Origin of the sequence: Kitasatospora sp. NPDC006697 (assembly GCF_042869935.1) — a bacterium.
Classification (GTDB): Bacteria; Actinomycetota; Actinomycetes; order Streptomycetales; family Streptomycetaceae; genus Kitasatospora.
On the sequence record NZ_JBIAGU010000020.1, the window covers coordinates 119,475 to 136,864 of the forward strand.

Genomic DNA, 17,390 nt, shown 5'->3' on the forward strand with positions numbered 1-17,390 from the left:
GGTGACCTGGTGTCAGAAGTCGATCAGCCCTCGAAGGGGAGGTGGGGATGTCCGGAATCACCGGTTGGGTGGACGCCGTTCGTGATCTGCGGGACGCGGACCTGATCGCCGGTCGGCTCACCGCCGACCTGGCGGTGCGCGGCCGGCGGGGCGACGGGAGCTGGCACGGCCCGCACGCGATGCTGGCCCAGCGCACCGACGCCGCCTGGCGGGGCAGCGCCCGGCCCGCCGAGAGCCGGGCGCCGGACGGCACCCTGCTCGCGGTCGCGGTCTGCGACGGCTACCTGCACGACCCCGACGCCCTCTGGTCGGCCCTCGCCCCCGGGCGGCCGGCCGGCCCCGACGGCCCGTCCGCCGCCGAGCTGGTGCTGCACGCCTACCTGCGCTGGGGCGCGGCCTGCCCGGAGCGGCTGGCCGGCTCCTTCGCCTTCGCCGTCTGGGACCAGCGCACCGGCGAACTGCTGCTCGCCCGCGACCGTTTCGGCCTCAAGCCGCTGAGCTACGCGCCCACCGAGCACGGTGCGGTCTTCTCCTCGGACCTGGCCGCGCTCGCCGCGCACCCCCTGGTGACGCCCGAGATCGACGCCGACGGGCTCTGCGCGCTGCTCAGCCAGCTGCGCCGCCCCGGGCACTCGGCGCTGCGCGGCGTGCGCGAGGTGCCGCCGGGCCACACCGTCCGGCTCGGCCCGGACGGCGAGCGCGTGCGGCGCTACTGGGCGCTGGAGGCCCGGCCGCACGAGCTCGACCTGGAGCAGACGGTCCGGCGGGTGCGCGAGCTGCTCGACCAGGTGGTGGCCGACGAACTGCGCGGCGTCGAGCCGGCCGTGCTGCTCTCCGGCGGGCTGGACTCCAGCGTGCTGACCGGCCTGGCCGCGACCGCCGCCGGGGCGCCGCCGCGCGCCTTCACCGTCGCCTTCGGCGACACCGCGGCGGCCCTGCTCGACCGGCCGTACGCCCAGGAGGTGGCGCGGTTCTGGCAGTCTGCGCACCAGGAGGTCACCGTCCGGCCGGAGCAGCTGTCCGATCCGGTGACGCTGGCCGCGGTGCTGGCGGCCAAGGACTACCCCTCCCCGTTCGGGGACAAGAACATCACGCCGTTCCTGTTCAGTCGCCAGGTGGCCGGGCAGGTGCCCGTGGTGCTCAGCGGCGAGGCGGCCGACACCGTCTTCGGCAGCCTCGGCGGCAAGGTCGACGAGGGGCACGAGTTCACCACCTTCCCGTGGATCGAGCGGGCCCGCAGCTGGGGCCAGGACCACGGCATGGGCACCGCCCTGTTCGACCGGGAGCTGCTGCGCGGCGTGGACCTGGACGGCTACGGCGACCGGCTGTTCCGGCAGGCCCGCGCCGAGGTGCCGACGCTGCCCGGGGACTCGCGGGTGGACCGGCTGGGCCGGCAGGCCGACCACCTCACCATCCACTGGCTGCTGGAGCACGCCGTCCACCACTCGGAGCGGCTGGCCGCGGCGGCCGGCCTCCAGGTGCGGTTCCCGTTCCTCGACCACCGGCTGGTGAGCTTCCTCTACAACGTGCCGGTGGCGATGAAGTGGTTCGACGGGCACGGCAAGAGCCTGCTGCGGGCCAACGCCAAGGGGCTGGTGCCGGAATCGGTGCTCAGCCGGCCCAAGGTGCCCTACCCGATCACCTACGCCGACAGCTACAAGTCGGCGCTCACCGGCCGGATCCGCGCGCTGCTGGACGACTCGGCGGCGCCGGTGCGCCCGCTGGTCGACCTGGCCGGCCTGCGGCAGGTGGCGGCCGATCCGGCGCTGCTCGACCGGGGCGGCTGGTACGGCCGGGCGAACGTGGAGATGGTCCTGCAACTGGACGCCTGGCTGCGCCGACTGCGCGTGCGCGTCAGCGTCTGACCGCGCCGAGGGAACGGAAGGGACGACGGTGTATCACCTGTTCAGCGACCAGGCGGCCGCGCACGGCGGCCGGACGGCGGTGCGCGACGGGCGGCAGAGCCTGAGCTACGCGCAACTCTCGGACCGGGTGGGCCTGCTGGTCTCGCGGATCCGCGAGCGGTGCCCGCAGGGGCCGGTGCGGATCGGGCTGCACCTCGGGCGCACGGTGGACCTGGTGGCGGCCGTCCTCGCGGTCACCGCCGCCGGCCACACCTACGTACCGCTCGACCCGGCCTACCCGGTGGAGCGGCTGCGGACCATGGCGCAGGACAGCGGCCTGGCGCTCCTCCTCTCCGACCGGGAGCTGCCCGACGGGCTGTCAGGCCTCGCCGCCGTGCGGGTGGACCGGCTCGACTGGTCGGCGCCGCAGGGTGCTTGGGAGCCGGCCCCGGCCGACCCGGAGGTGCCCGCCTACGTGATCTACACCTCCGGCTCCACCGGCCGGCCCAAGGGCGTGGAGGTGCGGCGGCGCAGCGTGGCGGCGATGGTCGGGGCGGTCTGCGAGCGCTTCGACTTCGACCGGAACGACGTGTGGACGCTCTTCCACTCCTACTGCTTCGACTTCTCCGTCTGGGAGATGTGGGGGGCGCTGGCCACCGGCGCGACGCTGGTGCTGGTCTCCACCGACACCGCGCTCTCGCCGCGGGCGACGGCCGAGCTGCTGGTGCGCGAAGGGGTCACCGTGCTGAGCATCGTGCCCTCGGTGTTCCGCTACCTGACCGCCGCGGTCAGGCGCTCGGCGCAGCCGCCCACCGGTGTGCGGCGGATCGTCTTCGGCGGCGAGTCCATCGACGTCGCCGACCTCCGCTCCTGGCGCGAATCGGTGCCCGGGCCCTGCGAGTTCGTCAACACCTACGGCATCACGGAGACCACCGTCTTCGTCAGCACCCGCCTGATCACCGACGCCGAGCTCGACGGCGACGGGCCGGGCGGGACGTTCGCCACCGAACTCGGCCAGCCGCTGCGCGGTTGGGAGGTCCAGGTGCTGGACGAGCAGCAGGTGCCGGTGGCCCACGGTGAGACCGGCGAGATCTGGGTGGCCGGCGCGGGCGTCGCGGCCGGCTACCTCAACCTGCCCGAGCTGACCGGGGAGCGGTTCCGCCCGCTCCCCCTGCCCGGCGGGCCGGCCCGGCGGTTCTACCGCAGCGGCGACCTGGCGACCCGGACGGGTCCGGAGGTGTACTGCTACGCGGGCCGGGCCGACGACCAGGTCAAGATCAACGGCTTCCGGATCGAGCTGGGCGAGGTCGAGACGGCCCTGCGGCAGCTGGACCGGGTGCTCGCCCTGGCCGTGGTCCGGGTCCACGGCCGGGCCGGCGACGTGCTGACCGCCTACTACACCGCCGACACCGAGCTTCCCGCCGCCGAACTGGCCGCCGGGGCCCGCCGGCTGCTGCCGTCCCACATGGTGCCGGCCCGCTTCGTCCGGCTGCCCGAGCTCCCGCTGAGCCTCTCGGGCAAGACCGACCGCCGGGCGCTGGCCGAGCTGGGCGCGGCGGCCGCCACCGGCCGCGGGCCGCGGATCTGACGCGAGGCCGACGTGCATCCGACCACCGAAGGAGACCAGGGCATGGGCACACCACAGCAGGGCATACCGCTGTCCGTCGGGCAGGAGGCGATGTGGCTCGCCTGGGAACTCGAACCCGAGCAGCTCACCCACATCATCCCGCTGCCCTTCCTGGTCGCGGGCGAGCTGGACCCGGCCCGGCTGCGGCAGGCCGTGGCCGCGGTGGGCGAGGCCTACCCGCAGCTGCGGGCCCGGGTGGTGCGCACCGCCGGCCGGCCCGTGCTGAGCTGGGAGCAGGCGCCCGAGATCCCGGTGGTGGAGCGGACCGTGACCGCCGAGCCCGCGCAGGCGGTGCGCGAGACCTGGCAGGTCCCGTTCGACCTGGGCGCCGGACCGCTGGCCCGGGTGCACCTGCTGCGCGGACCGGACTACACGCTGCTGCTCTTCGCGGTCCACCACCTGGTCTTCGACGGGGCCTCCGTGCTGCTGATGCTGGACGCCTTCCGCCGCGCCTACGACGGGGAGCAGCCGCGCCCGGCCCAGCGCCCGGAGGCGCTGACGGCGTTCGCGCACCGCTCCCGCGAGCTCGCCGACACGGCGGCCGGGGACGCCCTGCGGGCTTACTGGAAGGGCGCGTTGGGCGAGACTGTCCCCGAGCCGGCGCTGCCCGCGAACCAGGACGCCCAGCCCCGGTACACCATGCTCAGCGCCGACGTGCCCTCCGACCTCGCGGACGGACTCCGGTCGCGCGCCGAGGAGTTGGGCTGCTCCTACTTCACCGTCCTGCTCGCCGCCTACTTCGTGCTGCTGCGCCGCCACAGCGGCACCGAGGACCTGATGGTCTCCATCCCGTTCCACGGCCGCACCGACCCGCAGGTGCGCGAGGAGATCGGGTACTTCGTCAACCCGCTGCCGGTCCGGCTGCGGCTGCGCGACACCGACCTCTACACCGACCTGGTGGCCGCGCTGCGGTCGGCCGTCAAGGAGCGGCTGCGCCACGGCGAGCTGCCGCTGGCCGCGATCATGCGCGCCGGGGGCTTCACCGGTCCGCAGGCCCGGGCCCGCACCCACCAGTCCCTCTTCCAGTACTGGCACGCCGGCCGGCACCAGGAGGTGGACGTGCAGAACCTGGCGCTTCGCTGGGGCGGCGCGCGGTGCGTGCTGAGCCTGCTCGACATGGAGAGCACGGCCAACTACCGGCTGGCGGTGATGGTCCGGGAGGACAGCGGCGGCACGCACGTGCTGTGGAAGGACCCCGCCGGCGCCGTCGGCCCGACCTCGGTGGCCGAGCTGGCCGAGGACTACCTGGCCGTCCTCAAGTCGCTGGCCGCCGCGCCGCAGAGCCCGATCGCCCCGGTGCTCAAGCAGTCGGCCGGCCCGGACAGCGCACCGCCGGCGCCCGAACCGCAGCAGCACCCGGTCGACCACCCGGAGGAGACGGCCGCGATGGCCGCCGTCTGGGAGGAGGTGCTGGGCATCGACGGGATCACCGCCCGGGACTCCTTCTTCGAGCTGGGCGGGCACTCGCTGCTCGCCGAGACCCTCACCACCCTCGCCGGTGAGCGCTTCGGCCTCGACATCCCGGTCCGCGACCTGTTCTCGTACCCCCGGCTCCAGGACTTCGTCCGCCACGTCCTCGGCTACCGCACGCCGCCGGCCCCGGCAGCCGCCACCGGCCCCGTTACCGCCACCGTGCCGGAGTACGGCGACGAGCTGCCCGCCGGCGCCTTCCAGCAGCGGATCTGGCTGATCGAGCAGGACGACGACTCCGCCCGGCCCAACGTCTGCCTCGGCTGGACGACGCCCGGGGGCCTGGACGCAGGCTCGCTGGCCGAAGCCCTGGCGATGCTGGTGGCGAGCCAGGAGATCCTGCGCACCCGGTTCCGGTGGCGCGACGGCGCCCTGGTGCAGCAGATCGCCGAGCCCTGGCGGCCGGTGGTCGAGGAGCTCGACCTGCGCGGTGCCGCCGACCCCGACGCCGGCCTGGACGCCTGGCTGAGCGCGGCCGCACTGCGCCGGTTCGCCCCGGAGTCCGGCCGGCTGCTGCGGGTGGCGCTGGCCGAGCTCGGCGGGGGACGCCAGGCGCTGCTGGTCTGCGTGCACCACCTGGCCATCGACGGCGAGTCCGTCCCGGTGCTGCTGGCCGAGCTGGAGCGCTGCCACGCGGCCGTCCGCGCGGGCACCACCGCCGCGCCCGCCGCCGTGCAGTACCGGGACTTCACCGCCGCCGAGCAGGCGGAGCAGGCCGACGGGCGGTGGGCGGAGGACCTGCGCTACTGGGCCGACACCCTCGCCGGCGCCCCGGTCTATCTGGACGTCAGCACCACGGCCACGCCGGAGGAGGAGGGAGCCGTCACCGTCCGGGCGGGCCGCGGCCTGCTCGGCCGGCTCCAGCCGGTCCAGGCGGAGTACGGGGTCTCTTGGTTCATCATCGCGGCGACGGCCCTGGCCGTGGCCCTGCACCGGTGGAGCGGCAGCCACGACCTCACCTTCGAAGTCCCCGTCGCCAACCGCGGCCGCGGCCGGGGCCCCCTGGCCGACGTCCTCGGCCCGTGCCTCAACACCGTGATCCTGCGCTCCACGATCGCCCCCGACGCCGTGGTGGCGGACGTGCTCCACCGGATGCGGTCCACCTCGCTCGACGCCTTCGAGCACTGCCGCGCCCCGTACGACCGGGTACTCGCCCACCTGGACCCGCCGCGGCGCCTGCCCCGCACGCCCTATGCCGACATCATCCTCAACATGAACTCCCGCACCAACCGCCGGGCCCGCCTCGCCGGTGCCGAGCTCACCCCCCTCTACAGCGACGCGCTGGCCTCCCACGACAAGCAGTTCGGCCTCACCGTCACCCTCACCGAACAGGACGGCGACCTCACCATCACCCTCGCCCACCGCGGCCGGCTCCTCAGCCGCGCCGAGGCCCGCACCCTCGCCGACGACCTGGGCACCCTGCTGGCCGACTTCGCCGACAACCTGCGGCAGCCGGTGCTGCCCGCCCGGTCGGGTTGGTGATCTCCACGCCTGGCGCCGCCCGTGGAGACCACCCCAGGGCGGCGCCTACAGGATCCCGCACCAGGCGTTCATCCGGGCCCACCAGCTGCCGTCGCCGTTCTGCCCCGACTGGGCACTGCTCGGGATCGGGGAGCACCCCAGATCCCCGGCGTGGGCGGCGGCGTCCGAGACGGCCGCGGCCTGGGTCGGCCCACTGCCGGTGAAGCTGACCAGCCGGGCTGCCGGGCTCTGCGCGGCCGACAGGGTCAACGAGGCCGCAGGGGCGGCTGGTTGGGCAGCCGCAACGCCCGCGAGGGTGACGGTGGCGAGCAGCGTGGCGGCGGCGAGGGTCGCGGCCTGACGTACGGTCATGGATTCCTCCGGAGGTCACACAGGGGTCGCACAGGCGCGTTCGCCGGGAAGTATGACAGTCTCCAGGCCACCCAACCAGTGTGCAGATCAAGGTCTATGACGGTCCGTCAGGGTCTTTGGAGCACACGCGGCGCACCGGAGCACGATCCGCCGGCGCGGCGCCCCCTCGTCCGCGCGCACCGCCGCCCCCGGAGCTGCGGCTCCGGGGGCGGCGGCGGTCGGCGGGCCCGGGGTCAGCGGGCGGTGAGGGTCCAGAGGTGGTCGGCGGTGCCGTTGTCGTCCCACTGGAGCACCTGGGCGCCGGGGCTGGTGCTCATGCTGTTGACGCCGAGCAGCAGGCCGCTGTTGTAGTTGGCGATCTTGTAGTGGCCGCTGCCGTCGGGGATCAGCTGCCAGAGGTGGTCGGCGGTGCCGTTGTCGCCCCAGATCAGGGCGGTGCCGCCGTCGGAGGTGGACATGTTGGAGATGCCGAGGTCGAGGCCGCTGGCCTGGTTGACGATCTTGTACAGGCCCGAGCCGGCCGCGACCAGGGTCCAGTTCTGGGTGCCGGCGGAGCTCGGCGAGTTCTGGTCGGCCAGGGTGCCCTGTCCGGTGGCCTGGTTGGCCGTGTCGAGCGCCAGGCGGCTGTTCAGGTTGGTGATCTGGTAGCGGCCGGCCAGCGAGCCGGAGGTGCCGCTCGGGGTGATCACCAGATGGTAGCCGTCCGCGGCGTTGGTGGCGACCGGGACGGTGATCGAGCCGTTGGTGACCGGGTAGTCGGCGTCGGAGATGGTGATCGGGCCGGCGACGGCGGTGGTGCGGCCCTTCGAGGGGGTGTACTCCAGCTTCGCGTGGACGGTGGAGCCGAACGCCGAGAGCGAGTTGAGCCCGTTCACGGTGACCGCGGAGGAGCCGGCGCCGCCGCCGAAGACGACGCTGAGCTGGTTGCCCGCCGGGTTGAGCGAGGCCATGCCGTCGATGCCGGTCTGGGCGGGCGGGGTGGTGACGAGCATGTTGCCGGTCATGTCGCCGTACCACTTGTACAGCCAGTAGGCGCCGTTCGGGGAGCCGCCGGTGTCGGTGAGGGTGTCGCCGAGGGTGCCGTAGTGGTTCCAGAAGGCCAGCTCGGCGTCGTGCACGCCGAGCCGCTCGAACTTGGCGGTGTAGCCCACCAGGGCGCCGGGGACGCCGACCTCGCTGGTGCTGGCGTACTCCTCGATGGCGATCGGGCGCGGGGTGATGCCGAGGTTCTTCTCGATGGTGGTGACGATGGCGATGTCCCCGGCGATGTGCGAGGCGCTCGACAGTTCGTGCCAGCTGATGATGTCCGGCACGGTGTTGGTCGCGACGGCGTTCTGCAGGAAGCTCTGCATGCCGCTGATGTTGTCGGAGAAGCTGGGGCCCTGGATCGGGGTGGTGGTGTCGTGGGCGCGGACCTCCTGGTAGGTCCGGGTCCAGCCGGCGTTGAAGCTGCCGGCCGCGTTGGTGTTCCAGGTCCAGTCCGGCTCGTTCCACAGCTCGTAGGCCGAGATGTTGCTGGCGCCGGAGGAGCGGACGGAGGCCACCTGCTTGTCCACGGCGGACAGCCAGTCGCTCCAACTCACCCAGCGGTACGGGAAGTTCGGGTACCAGTCCGGCATCCGGACCACGACCTTGGCGCCGGCCCTGGCCGCCTCGGGCGCGACGACCAGCGCGTCGCCGGCCGGCGCGGGCTCGCCGTTGGGCAGCTGCCCGCCGCCGGGGGCCATCTGGACGAAGGTGTTCGGCTTCAGCGCCTCGACCAGTCCGTCGTTCGGGGTGGTGGCGGTGGCGAGCCCGTAGAGGCCGCCGCTGGCCACATGGGTGACCGGGCGCAGGACCTGGTTGGCGTTGACCACCAGGGTGGTCGAGGCGCTCGGGGCCGCTCCGGCGGGGGCGGCGACGACGCCGGTCGCCGCGGCGGCGAGGACGAGGGCCCCGGCCAGGACCGCGGAGGTGCGGCCCCGGGGCGTGGATGTGGTCATGCGGTGCTCTCCTGTCGGGTGGGGGTGGAGGCAGGGGTGGAGCGGGGGGTGGTTCAGTCCTTGACGGCGCCCGCGGTCACGCCGGCAGCGACGTACCGCTGGGCGAGGACGAGGAGAACGGCGACCGGGACGGAGGCGACCACGGCCGTCGCCATGATCGCGTTCCACTCCTGGTTGTTGTTGCCGATGTAGTGGTAGACGCCCAGGGTGATCGGGCGCATCGTGCCGCCGCCGTTGAGGGTGCTGGCGAAGACGAAGTCGGACCAGGCCCAGAGGAAGCTGAACAGCGAGACCGTGACGACGGCGTTGCGGCTGACCGGCAGGACGATCGAGGCGAAGGTGCGCCAGGTGCTCGCGCCGTCGACCTTGGCCGCGGCGATGAGCTCGTCCGGGATGCCCGCCATGAAGGCCGCGAAGATCATCACCCCGAACGGGACCGCGATGGTGGAGTCCGCGATCACCAGGCCCCACCAGGTGTTGAGCATCCCGAGCTTGAGGTAGACGGCGTAGAACCCCATGGCCATCACGATGCCGGGGATCATCTGGGCGACGATCAGGATGAAGTTCAGCGCCCCGCTGCCGCGCGGCCGCAGCTTCGCGAGGGCGAAGGCCGCGGGCGCGGAGACCACCAGGGTCAGCAGGACGGTCCCCAGCCCGATCAGCAGGCTGGTGCCCAGGTACGGCAACTGGTCCCGCAGCACCACCCGGTAGCCCTCGAAGGTCGGGTGCAGCGGCAGCAGGTCCGGCTTCGCCTTGCGCATCCCGCTCTTCGGGGTGAGCGAGACGTTGAGCATCCAGTAGACCGGGAAGAGCATGACCGCGGTCAGGAGGACGCCGACGGCGGTGTTGCGCCGGGCTGCCCAGCTGGTGGCACGGGGCGTGGTCGCGGACACGGCGGAGCTCATGCGTCCTGCCTCCTTCGGATGTAGAGGTGCAGCAGCCCGAAGGCGAGGGCGATCAGGATGAGCAGGTTGCCGACCGCGGCTCCCGGCCCGAAGTGCGGGAGCATCGAACCGAATCCGAGCTGGTACGACCAGGTCGACAGGGTGGTGGAGGAGTTCGCGGGACCGCCCCGGGTCATGATCCACACCAGGTCGAAGACCTTGAGGGTGTAGACGAAGCCGAGCAGCAGCGTGATGGTGGTGACCGGCCGCAGCAGCGGGAAGGTGATCCGGCGGAAGGTCTGCCAGGGTCCGGCCCCGTCCAGGGCCGCCGCCTCGTACAGCTCGCCGGGGATGTTCTGCAGGCCGCTGTAGAGGATGACCAGGTTGAACGGGATGCCGATCCAGATGTTGGCGATGACGACCGAGGTCAGCGACCAGTCCGGCGAGGTGAGCCAGTGGACCGGCCCGATCCCGACGCCCGACAGCAGCGAGTTGACCACGCCCGACTCGGAGTTGAGCATCCAGGACCAGGTGGAGGCCGAGACGATCAGCGGCAGCAGCCACGGGACGAGGAAGAGCGCCCGAAGGGTGGCGGAGAGCCGGAAGCGCCGGTTGAAGAAGACCGCCAGCGCCAGCCCCAGCACGTACTGGACGGTGATCGAGCCGACGGTGAAGAGCAGCGTGTTCGTCAGCGCCGGCATGAAGGTCGGATCCGCGAACACCTTACGGTAGTTGGCCAGGCCGGTGAACGGGGCGTCGCCGCTCACGAAGGACCGGACGGTGTAGTCCTTGAGGCTCAGGTCCAGGTTGCGGTACAGCGGGTAGGCGTAGAAGGCGGCGAGGTACACCACCAGGGGTGCCAAGAACGCCCACGCGGTGAGCCCGCGGCCGAGCCGCCCGCCGCACAACCCCGGCAGCACCCGCCCTCCGGGGGCCGCGGAGGCTTCGCGGCGCCGGTCCCCCGCGGCGGGGTCGGCCGCCCGGTGTGGCGCCATCTTGACGGTTGCCATCAGATCTCCTTGCCGGGTCGCCCGACACGTGCCGGCGTGGCGGGCGGCCGAGGTGTGGTCGGCTCGGCTCAGTGGCCGGTCTTGGCGGCGGCCGCCTTCTGCGCGGCGGACAGCGCGTCCTTCGGCGACTGGGCGCCGGAGAGCGCGGACTGCACCGCCGTCCACAGCTGCTCGGACACCACCGGGTAGTCGGTGTTCAGCCCACCGCTGGTACGGCCCTTGGCGGCGGCGACGGCGGTCACCCAGGGCTGCAGCGCCGGGTTCTGCGCGACCTGCTGCTGCTGGACGCTCTGCACCGGTGCCACGTAGGAGAGGGTGGTGTCGGTGGCCTGCAGGTTCTGCTCGCTGATCAGGCAGTCCACGATCTTCTTGCTGGTGGCGTAGCGGGCGGTGTCCTTCTGCACCGGGACCGTCACGAACTCGCCGCCGGTCGGCGCGGGGGCGGAGCCGCCGTTCTGGCCGGGGATGGTGATGATGCCGGTCTTGAACGTCTCCTTGGCCGAGTTGGCCAGCTGCCAGGTGCCGTTCTCGGCGAAGGCGAAGCCGCCGGTCTCGAACTCCTGCCAGGAGGTGGTCTGGGTGTTGTTGATCACCGAGTTGGGCGCGTAGCCCTTGTCGAGCCAGTCCTTCCAGAGCGACAGCGCGCCGACCGCCTGCGGGGAGTCCAGCTTCCTCAGGTCGGCCTGGGCGCCCCAGAACCACGGCAGGAACTGGAAGCTGCCCTCCTCGGTCTTGATCCCGGCGAAGGTGATGCCCTTCTTGCCCGCGTCCTTGACCTTGCCGAGCGCCGCGGTCAGCGAGGCCCAGTCCTTGATCGAGGCCGGGTCCACGCCGGCGGCCTGGAGGATGTCGGCGTTGTAGTAGAGGGCGAGCGTGTTCGCGCCGATCGGCACGCCGTAGCTCTTTCCGTCGACGGTGCCCGCGTCGATGATGTTCTGCTGGATCTGGTCGGTCTTCACGCCCAGGTCGGCGGTGGTGGTGAGGACTCCGGCCTGCGCCAGGGTGGAGACCACCGGGTTGTCGACCAGCACGATGTCGGGCGAGTTGCCCTGCTGGGCGGCGAGCAGGGTCTTGTTGGCGACGTCGCCGGTGTCCATGCCGGTGCGCTTCAGGGTGACGCCGGCCTGGGTGCCGCAGGCGGTGACGGACTTCTCCCAGGCGGAGGAGGAGTCGTACTGCGGGTACGGGTCCCAGAAGGTGTAGGTGCCGTGGGCGGCGTCGCCGCTCGCGGTGGCGCTTCCGCCGGACGAGGAGCAGGCGGTGAGCGGGAGCAGGACTCCGGCGGCGGCGAGGCAGGCGAGGGAGGTGCGGAGTCGGCGCGGTCTGTTCATGGGGTCCTCGGGATCAAGGGGCGGGGCGGGGGGATCGGAGGCCCGGTCGGGCCCGGGGGTCGGCGGGCCGCCCGTCGACGGGACGGCGTCGGCGGGCGGCCGTCAGCGGGTCGGCACCCAGACGCGCATGCTGCCGTCGGCGCGGTTGGCCCAGGCGTAGTAGGGCACGGCGGTCAGCACCAGGGGTGTGCCTCCGACGGGGGCGGAGCCGTTCGTCGGCGCGTAGGGCCACCAGGAGCCCGTGCCGGAGGCCGGGTCGAGGCGGGCGCCGCCGGCGGTCACGGTGGTGACGCCGCCGAGCAGGTCGGGCCGGTGCTCGGCCGCCAGCGGCGCCCGGGTGTCGATGACGACGTCGTCCAGTCCGCCGCCGGGGTGGTCCACCTGCTCCAGGCAGTAGACCAGCGGGCCGCGTTCCACCGCGACGCTGCCGCGCACCGCGTCCACCCGCGGGTCGGCACCGGTGAGGCGGGCCGCCATGTCGAGCTCCAGCACCACCTGGTCGTCCGCCGCCCAGTCCCGGGTCAGCCGCAGCCAGCCGTCCTGGACCACCGGCTCCACCGGCTCATTGTTAACGCTCACAAAACAGGCCGCGGTAGACCAGTGCGGGATGCGCAGCGAAAGCGTCCAGGCCCGGTCGGCGGGGGCGGTGGCGACGGTGACGGTGATCCGGCCCTCCCACGGGTACGCGGTGGCGGTCTCGACCGCGACCTTGCCCGCGGGCAGCTCCGCCTCGACCCGACCGGTGGTGTACTGGTGGAGCTGCAGGCCCTCCCGGTCGGTGCTGGCCATGTAGTGCGGCAGCGAGGCGAGCAGCCGCATCACGTTCGGCGGGCAGCAGGCGCAGCGGAACCAGCGGGTCCGCCGGCTGGTCTGGTCGCCGTCGGAGTCCTGGTAACCGTCGCGCACCTGGAGCGGGTTGACGTAGAGCCACTTCTCGCCGTCGAGCGAGACGCCGGCCAGGAAGCCGTTGTACAGCGTGCGCTCGGTCAGGTCGGAGTACTTGGCCTCGCCGGTGAGCAGCGCCATCCGCCAGTTCCAGTGGACGGAGGCCACGGCCGCGCAGGTCTCGCAGTAGGTGCGGTCGCTGGGCAGCTCGTACGGGTCGCCGAAGTCCTCCCACTCGTGGCGGGCGCCGAGCCCGCCGGTGAGGTGGGTCTTGGCGGTGGTCATGGCGGTCCACAACCGCTCGACGGCGGCGCGCAGTTCGGGTTCGCCGGTCTCCATCACCAGATCGGTGGCACCGGCCAGCAGGTAGAGCTGGCGCACCGCGTGGCCCTCCACCGTCTCGGCCTCGCGCAGCGGCACCCGGTCCTGGCAGTAGGCCGGCCCGGGGGCGGTGCCGTGGTCCGCGCCGGTGTTGAGCAGGCCGTGGCCGCGGCGGTCGACGAAGTACTGCGCCAGGTCCAGGTAGCGGCGCTCCCAGGTCTCCCGGTAGAGCTCGACCAGGGCGGTCTCGATCTCGGCGTGGCCGCAGACCCCGTCGATCGGCTTGCCCGGCCCGAACACCGCGTCGATGTGGTCGGCGAACCGGATGGCGACGGCCAGCAGGCCGGTGTCGCCGGTGCTGCGGTGGAGTGCGACGGCGGCCTGGATCAAGTGGCCCGCGCAGTAGAGCTCGTGGCCCCAGCGAAGGTCCGTGAACCGCTCCCCGGGGCGGGTGACCTGGAACCAGGAATTGAGGTAGCCGCTCTCCTCCTGCGCGGCGGCCAGCAGGGCGACCAGCCGCGCGATCTGGCCCGGCAGCTCCGGCAGTTCCTCGGCCCCGGCACCCCCGAGGTGCCAGGCGGCCGCCTCCAGCCACTTGGTGACGTCGGTGTCCAGGAACGGCAGGTCCCCGCGGTACTCCCCCTCGGCGGTGCCCGCCGCGAGTGCGAGGTTGTGCAAGTTGCCTGCCGCCTCCAGCAGTTCCGGCCCCTGGGGGATGCCGACCAGGGCGTTGACCCGGCGGCGCTCGGCCCAGAAGCCGCCCGTGATCACGGTCGCGGCGCCGGGGTGCAGCGCCACGTGGTCCGGGGCGACCGGGGCGACGGGGCCGGCGGGGTGGACCCGCCCGGGCAGGGGTGCAGACATGGGGACTCCTCGGCGCGTGGGCACGCTGGCGGATCAGGAGAAGGGGGCCGCGGCATCGGATCGCCGGGCGGATGTCTCGGTGCCGGCCGCAGTGCGGGCCGACCGGGGGTGCAGTATGTGGGAAACGCTTTTCCTTGAATGAACGTAGGTGTTACATCTTCGCGATGTCAAGGTTCCGCACTGCGGTTACTGATTCGTTGCTGAAGAGGCTGGTTGGCAGCTTTGACGCAGCATGAACCGCTGCGCACCCCTCTGAGAAAAGGGTTTCTCGTCAGCCCTGCCTCCCCGCGCTGCACGCGGCTCAGCGGGTGAGGTTGGCCCGCTCCGCCCGGGTGACTGCGCAAAGCTTTTCGAGCCAGCAACGTAGGCTCAACACACCCGCCCGTCAATGCTGCTCACAGGATGGGCCGGTTCGGGGCGCTGACTGGCCTTACCGGGCCGGGCGGTGAGAGCATGACGTCAGTACAGAGGACGAGCAAAGGATTGCGCGTGTCGGACCCGGTTCGTGCCACCGCGAAGGGCAGGGCCACGCTCACCGAGGTCGCCGCACTGGCCGGCGTCAGCGTGGGCACGGCCTCGAAGGCGCTCAACGGCAGCGGGCGGATGCGCCCGGAGACCCGCGAGCGCATCCTGGCCGCCTCCCAGGCCCTCGCCTTCCGCCCCAACCAGCAGGCGCAGAGCCTGCATTCAGGGCGCAGCTGGACGGTCGGCCTGATGACCACGGACGGCATCGGCCGGTTCAGCACCCCGGTCCTGCTCGGCGCCGAGGACGCGCTGGGTGCGGGCCGGATCTCCGTGCTGCTCTGCGACACCCGCGGCGACGCGATCCGCGAGCGCCACCACCTGCTCACCCTGATGGACCGGCGGGTGGACGGCATCATCGTCACCGGCCGGCGCACCGACCCCCGGCCGCCGCTCAGCGGGGTGCACGAGGACGTGCCCGTGGTCTACGCCCTCTCCCCCTCCACCAGCCCGGAGGACATCTCCGTGGTCTCCGACGAGGAGGGCGGCTGCCGGATGGCCGTCGACCACCTGCTGGGCAGCGGCCGGACCCGGATCGCCCACGTCACCGGCCCGGCGCACCACGCCGCGGCGGCCGATCGCGCCCGCTGGACCGAACTTGCGCTCGCCGAGTCCGGCCTGGCGCTCGCCACCGGCCGCGCCCACTACGGCGACTGGAGCGAGTCCTGGGGCCGCCGCGCCGCCGACGCCGTACTGCGGGCGGCGCCCGACACCGACGCCTTCTTCTGCGGGAACGACCAGATCGCCCGGGGCGTCACGGACACCCTGCGGGAGCGCGGCATCACCGTGCCGGACCGGGTGGCGGTGGTCGGCTACGACAACTGGGACATCATGGCGCTGGCCGCCCGCCCGCCGCTGACCACCATCGACACCAACCTCACCGAGATCGGCCGGATCGCCGCGCTGCACCTGCTCGACGCGATCGACGACCGGCCCTGCGCCGGCATCACCAGGGTGCCCTGCCGCCTGGCGGTGCGGGAGTCCGCCTGAGACGTGTGGTGGGGGGGGGGCGCCCCCCCCCCCCCCCCCCCCCCCCCCACCACCCGGGCGCGCGGGTCGGCTCAGCTCCGGGCCCACTTCTGGTTGCTGGCACCGGTGCACTGCCAGAGCTGGATCAGCGTGCCGTTGGCGGTGCCGTAGGCGCTGACGTCCAGGCAGAGGCCGGACTGGACGCTGGTGATGGTGCCGTCGGCGTTGACGTTCCACTGCTGGTTGGTCTGGCCGTTGCAGTCCCAGATGATCGCCTTGGTGCCGTTCGCCGTTCCCTTGGCCTCGGCGTCCAGGCACTTGCCGCCGTAGACCCGCAGCTCCTTGGCGGCGGTGGGCGTCCACTGCTGGTTGGCCTGGCCGTTGCAGTCCCAGAGCTGCGTCTGGGTGCCGTTGTTCTGGGTGGCGTTCGGCACGTCGAGGCAGCGGTTGGCGCTGGTGCTGCGCAGCGGACCGGCCGTGCCGGCGCCGGTGCCGCCGTAGCCGGCGGAGGTGATGCTCGACTGCACCGCGTTCTCGGTGGCGTCCGAGGGGTAGCCCGAGGTGATGGCGCCCTCGAAGAACTCGCCCTGGCCGGAGACGCTGTTGTCGCCGCCGGTGCCGAGCAGCAGGGAGCTGTCGGTCTTCATCGGCGAGTAGCCGTTGGGCAGCGGCCCGGAGTAGGGGGTGGTCAGTCCGCCGCTCGCGGCGTTCCCGTACTTCAGGGTGAAGTTGCTGGTCCCGTTGTTCTTCTCCATGGCGCTGACGAACGGGAAGTGGACGCCCGGATTGTTGGGGTCCTTGTTGGAGCCGGTGTTGGTGTGGAACATCCCGTTCTCCAGGTCGGCCTCGACCCAGGGGCCGCTGCCGGTGCAGTTGCCGAACCAGCAGGCGGTGCCCCAGTAGATCGCGTTCATGGTGGCGTTGCCGGTGTCGGTGTGGCTGTTCTCACCGCTCCCGTAGTCGAAGCAGCACCACTGGTCGGTCAGGTCGGAGGAGGTCACCATGTAGATGCCCTCGGGCTGGGCGCCGGTGGGGGCGCCGTCGGCGTGGTCGATGCGGTAACCCACGCCCTGCGTGGCCTTGACGCCGAAGACCTGGTGGCCGCCCGCGGTGACGGGCAGCGCCGCGGCGTCGGCTCCGATGTCGGCGCCGTTCGGGCCCGGCCCCTTCCAGTAGCCGCCCGAGGAGATGGCCAGGTCGTTGTGGTGGCTGCTCTGGTCGTAGATCTTGGTGATGGTGCAGGAGGTCCCCGCGCAGAAGGAGGTCTGGGACGAGGCGTCGGCGTAGCCGCCCGCGGCGAGCAGGCCCACGTCGTGGTAGGCGTGGTCGGAGGCGCGCTGCACCTGGTAGAGCGGGCCGTTGTAGGCGGCGAACAGCGCCCGGGTGGTGGCGTGGGCCGCGATGCAGGGCGTGCCGGCGGCCGCGTAGAGGTCGCAGGGCAGGGCCGCTGCGGCGGCGGCCGCGACGGCCGGCCTCGGCGCGGGACCGTTCGCGGCGGCCCGGCCGCCGAGGGCGACCACGGCCAGGGCGAGGACCAGCAGCAGCACGGCGGCCGGGCTGAGCGAGCGTGAGCCGGTGGGTAACGAGGACGTGCGCTGGTGCATCGGGGCCTCCTGCGGGGGTGCGGAATGTGAGCGTTAACAAGCGTGTGCGCCGAACTCCGCATGCGGGTCACCCACCGCCCTGCCCGGAGCCCCAGCGACCGGAGATGAGACTGACACATATGTCGGCCATGTTTCAAGAGAGCCTGCATTCGGACGTTTTCGCTAGGGCCCGACCCGGCGAGCGAGACGGTCGGGCGGCCGGCGTTCACGCCCCTGGCCTGCGTAACTTTCACCGGCGGGACAC

Annotated in this window: 11 protein-coding genes; 4 read left to right on the top strand and 7 right to left on the bottom strand. The window is 72.7% G+C overall.

From position 1 onward, the window contains the following. Positions 1 to 47: 47 nt before the first annotated feature. Genes ACFYNO_RS26105 through ACFYNO_RS26115 form a run of 3 tightly spaced genes read left to right on the top strand, consistent with a single transcriptional unit; the run spans position 48 to position 6,423 of the window. Positions 48 to 1,865 carry an asparagine synthetase B family protein gene (locus ACFYNO_RS26105; RefSeq protein ID WP_388017184.1) on the top strand — a complete coding sequence of 606 codons (1,818 nt, stop codon included), beginning with the start codon at positions 48 to 50 and terminating at the stop codon, positions 1,863 to 1,865. A 28-nt stretch (positions 1,866 to 1,893) separates the two neighbouring features. Next, on the top strand, positions 1,894 to 3,432 hold the full coding sequence (locus ACFYNO_RS26110; RefSeq protein ID WP_388017187.1) for an amino acid adenylation domain-containing protein: 1,539 nt from the start codon (positions 1,894 to 1,896) through the stop codon (positions 3,430 to 3,432). Between the two features lie 42 nt (positions 3,433 to 3,474). Continuing rightward, positions 3,475 to 6,423 carry a condensation domain-containing protein gene (locus tag ACFYNO_RS26115; protein ID WP_388017190.1) on the top strand — a complete coding sequence of 983 codons (2,949 nt, stop codon included), beginning with the start codon at positions 3,475 to 3,477 and terminating at the stop codon, positions 6,421 to 6,423. Positions 6,424 to 6,468: 45 nt separating this feature from the next. Here the strand turns inward: ACFYNO_RS26115 and ACFYNO_RS26120 are convergent, their stop codons facing one another. The 6 genes from ACFYNO_RS26120 to ACFYNO_RS26145 all read right to left on the bottom strand — a co-directional run bounded on the left by ACFYNO_RS26120 (position 6,469) and on the right by ACFYNO_RS26145 (position 14,051). Continuing rightward, complete coding sequence (locus tag ACFYNO_RS26120) at positions 6,469 to 6,774, bottom strand: hypothetical protein (RefSeq protein WP_388017193.1); 306 nt, start codon at positions 6,772 to 6,774, stop codon at positions 6,469 to 6,471. A 233-nt stretch (positions 6,775 to 7,007) separates the two neighbouring features. After that, positions 7,008 to 8,756, bottom strand: coding sequence for an RICIN domain-containing protein (locus ACFYNO_RS26125; RefSeq protein ID WP_388017196.1), 1,749 nt, complete (start codon positions 8,754 to 8,756; stop codon positions 7,008 to 7,010). 53 nt (positions 8,757 to 8,809) lie between these two features. Continuing rightward, positions 8,810 to 9,661 carry a carbohydrate ABC transporter permease gene (locus ACFYNO_RS26130; protein WP_388017199.1) on the bottom strand — a complete coding sequence of 284 codons (852 nt, stop codon included), beginning with the start codon at positions 9,659 to 9,661 and terminating at the stop codon, positions 8,810 to 8,812. Beyond that, on the bottom strand, positions 9,658 to 10,650 hold the full coding sequence (locus ACFYNO_RS26135) for a carbohydrate ABC transporter permease (protein ID WP_388017202.1): 993 nt from the start codon (positions 10,648 to 10,650) through the stop codon (positions 9,658 to 9,660). The genes ACFYNO_RS26130 and ACFYNO_RS26135 overlap by 4 nt, the downstream gene beginning before the upstream one ends. A gap of 68 nt (positions 10,651 to 10,718) precedes the next feature. Then, complete coding sequence (locus ACFYNO_RS26140; RefSeq protein ID WP_388017205.1) at positions 10,719 to 11,981, bottom strand: extracellular solute-binding protein; 1,263 nt, start codon at positions 11,979 to 11,981, stop codon at positions 10,719 to 10,721. Positions 11,982 to 12,083: 102 nt separating this feature from the next. Beyond that, complete coding sequence (locus tag ACFYNO_RS26145; protein WP_388017207.1) at positions 12,084 to 14,051, bottom strand: glycoside hydrolase family 127 protein; 1,968 nt, start codon at positions 14,049 to 14,051, stop codon at positions 12,084 to 12,086. Between the two features lie 489 nt (positions 14,052 to 14,540). On the opposite strand from ACFYNO_RS26145, the gene ACFYNO_RS26150 reads away from it, so the two are divergent. Continuing rightward, positions 14,541 to 15,563: a LacI family DNA-binding transcriptional regulator gene (locus ACFYNO_RS26150; RefSeq protein ID WP_388017210.1), complete on the top strand. Its 1,023-nt coding sequence runs from the start codon at positions 14,541 to 14,543 to the stop codon at positions 15,561 to 15,563. A gap of 71 nt (positions 15,564 to 15,634) precedes the next feature. On the opposite strand, the gene ACFYNO_RS26155 is transcribed toward ACFYNO_RS26150, so the two are convergent. Beyond that, complete coding sequence (locus ACFYNO_RS26155; RefSeq protein ID WP_388017213.1) at positions 15,635 to 17,146, bottom strand: arabinofuranosidase catalytic domain-containing protein; 1,512 nt, start codon at positions 17,144 to 17,146, stop codon at positions 15,635 to 15,637. Positions 17,147 to 17,390 lie beyond the last annotated feature (244 nt).

What these genes read in the sequence shown, in the direction of transcription:
- ACFYNO_RS26120 (WP_388017193.1), bottom strand. Translation starts at nt 6,774, where the DNA reads ATGACCGTACGTCAGGCCGCGACCCTCGCCGCCGCCACGCTGCTCGCC.
- ACFYNO_RS26115 (WP_388017190.1), top strand. Translation starts at nt 3,475, where the DNA reads ATGGGCACACCACAGCAGGGCATACCGCTGTCCGTCGGGCAGGAGGCG.
- ACFYNO_RS26125 (WP_388017196.1), bottom strand. Translation starts at nt 8,756, where the DNA reads ATGACCACATCCACGCCCCGGGGCCGCACCTCCGCGGTCCTGGCCGGG.
- ACFYNO_RS26130 (WP_388017199.1), bottom strand. Translation starts at nt 9,661, where the DNA reads ATGAGCTCCGCCGTGTCCGCGACCACGCCCCGTGCCACCAGCTGGGCA.
- ACFYNO_RS26140 (WP_388017205.1), bottom strand. Translation starts at nt 11,981, where the DNA reads ATGAACAGACCGCGCCGACTCCGCACCTCCCTCGCCTGCCTCGCCGCC.
- ACFYNO_RS26145 (WP_388017207.1), bottom strand. Translation starts at nt 14,051, where the DNA reads ATGTCTGCACCCCTGCCCGGGCGGGTCCACCCCGCCGGCCCCGTCGCC.
- ACFYNO_RS26105 (WP_388017184.1), top strand. Translation starts at nt 48, where the DNA reads ATGTCCGGAATCACCGGTTGGGTGGACGCCGTTCGTGATCTGCGGGAC.
- ACFYNO_RS26135 (WP_388017202.1), bottom strand. Translation starts at nt 10,650, where the DNA reads ATGGCAACCGTCAAGATGGCGCCACACCGGGCGGCCGACCCCGCCGCG.
- ACFYNO_RS26155 (WP_388017213.1), bottom strand. Translation starts at nt 17,146, where the DNA reads ATGCACCAGCGCACGTCCTCGTTACCCACCGGCTCACGCTCGCTCAGC.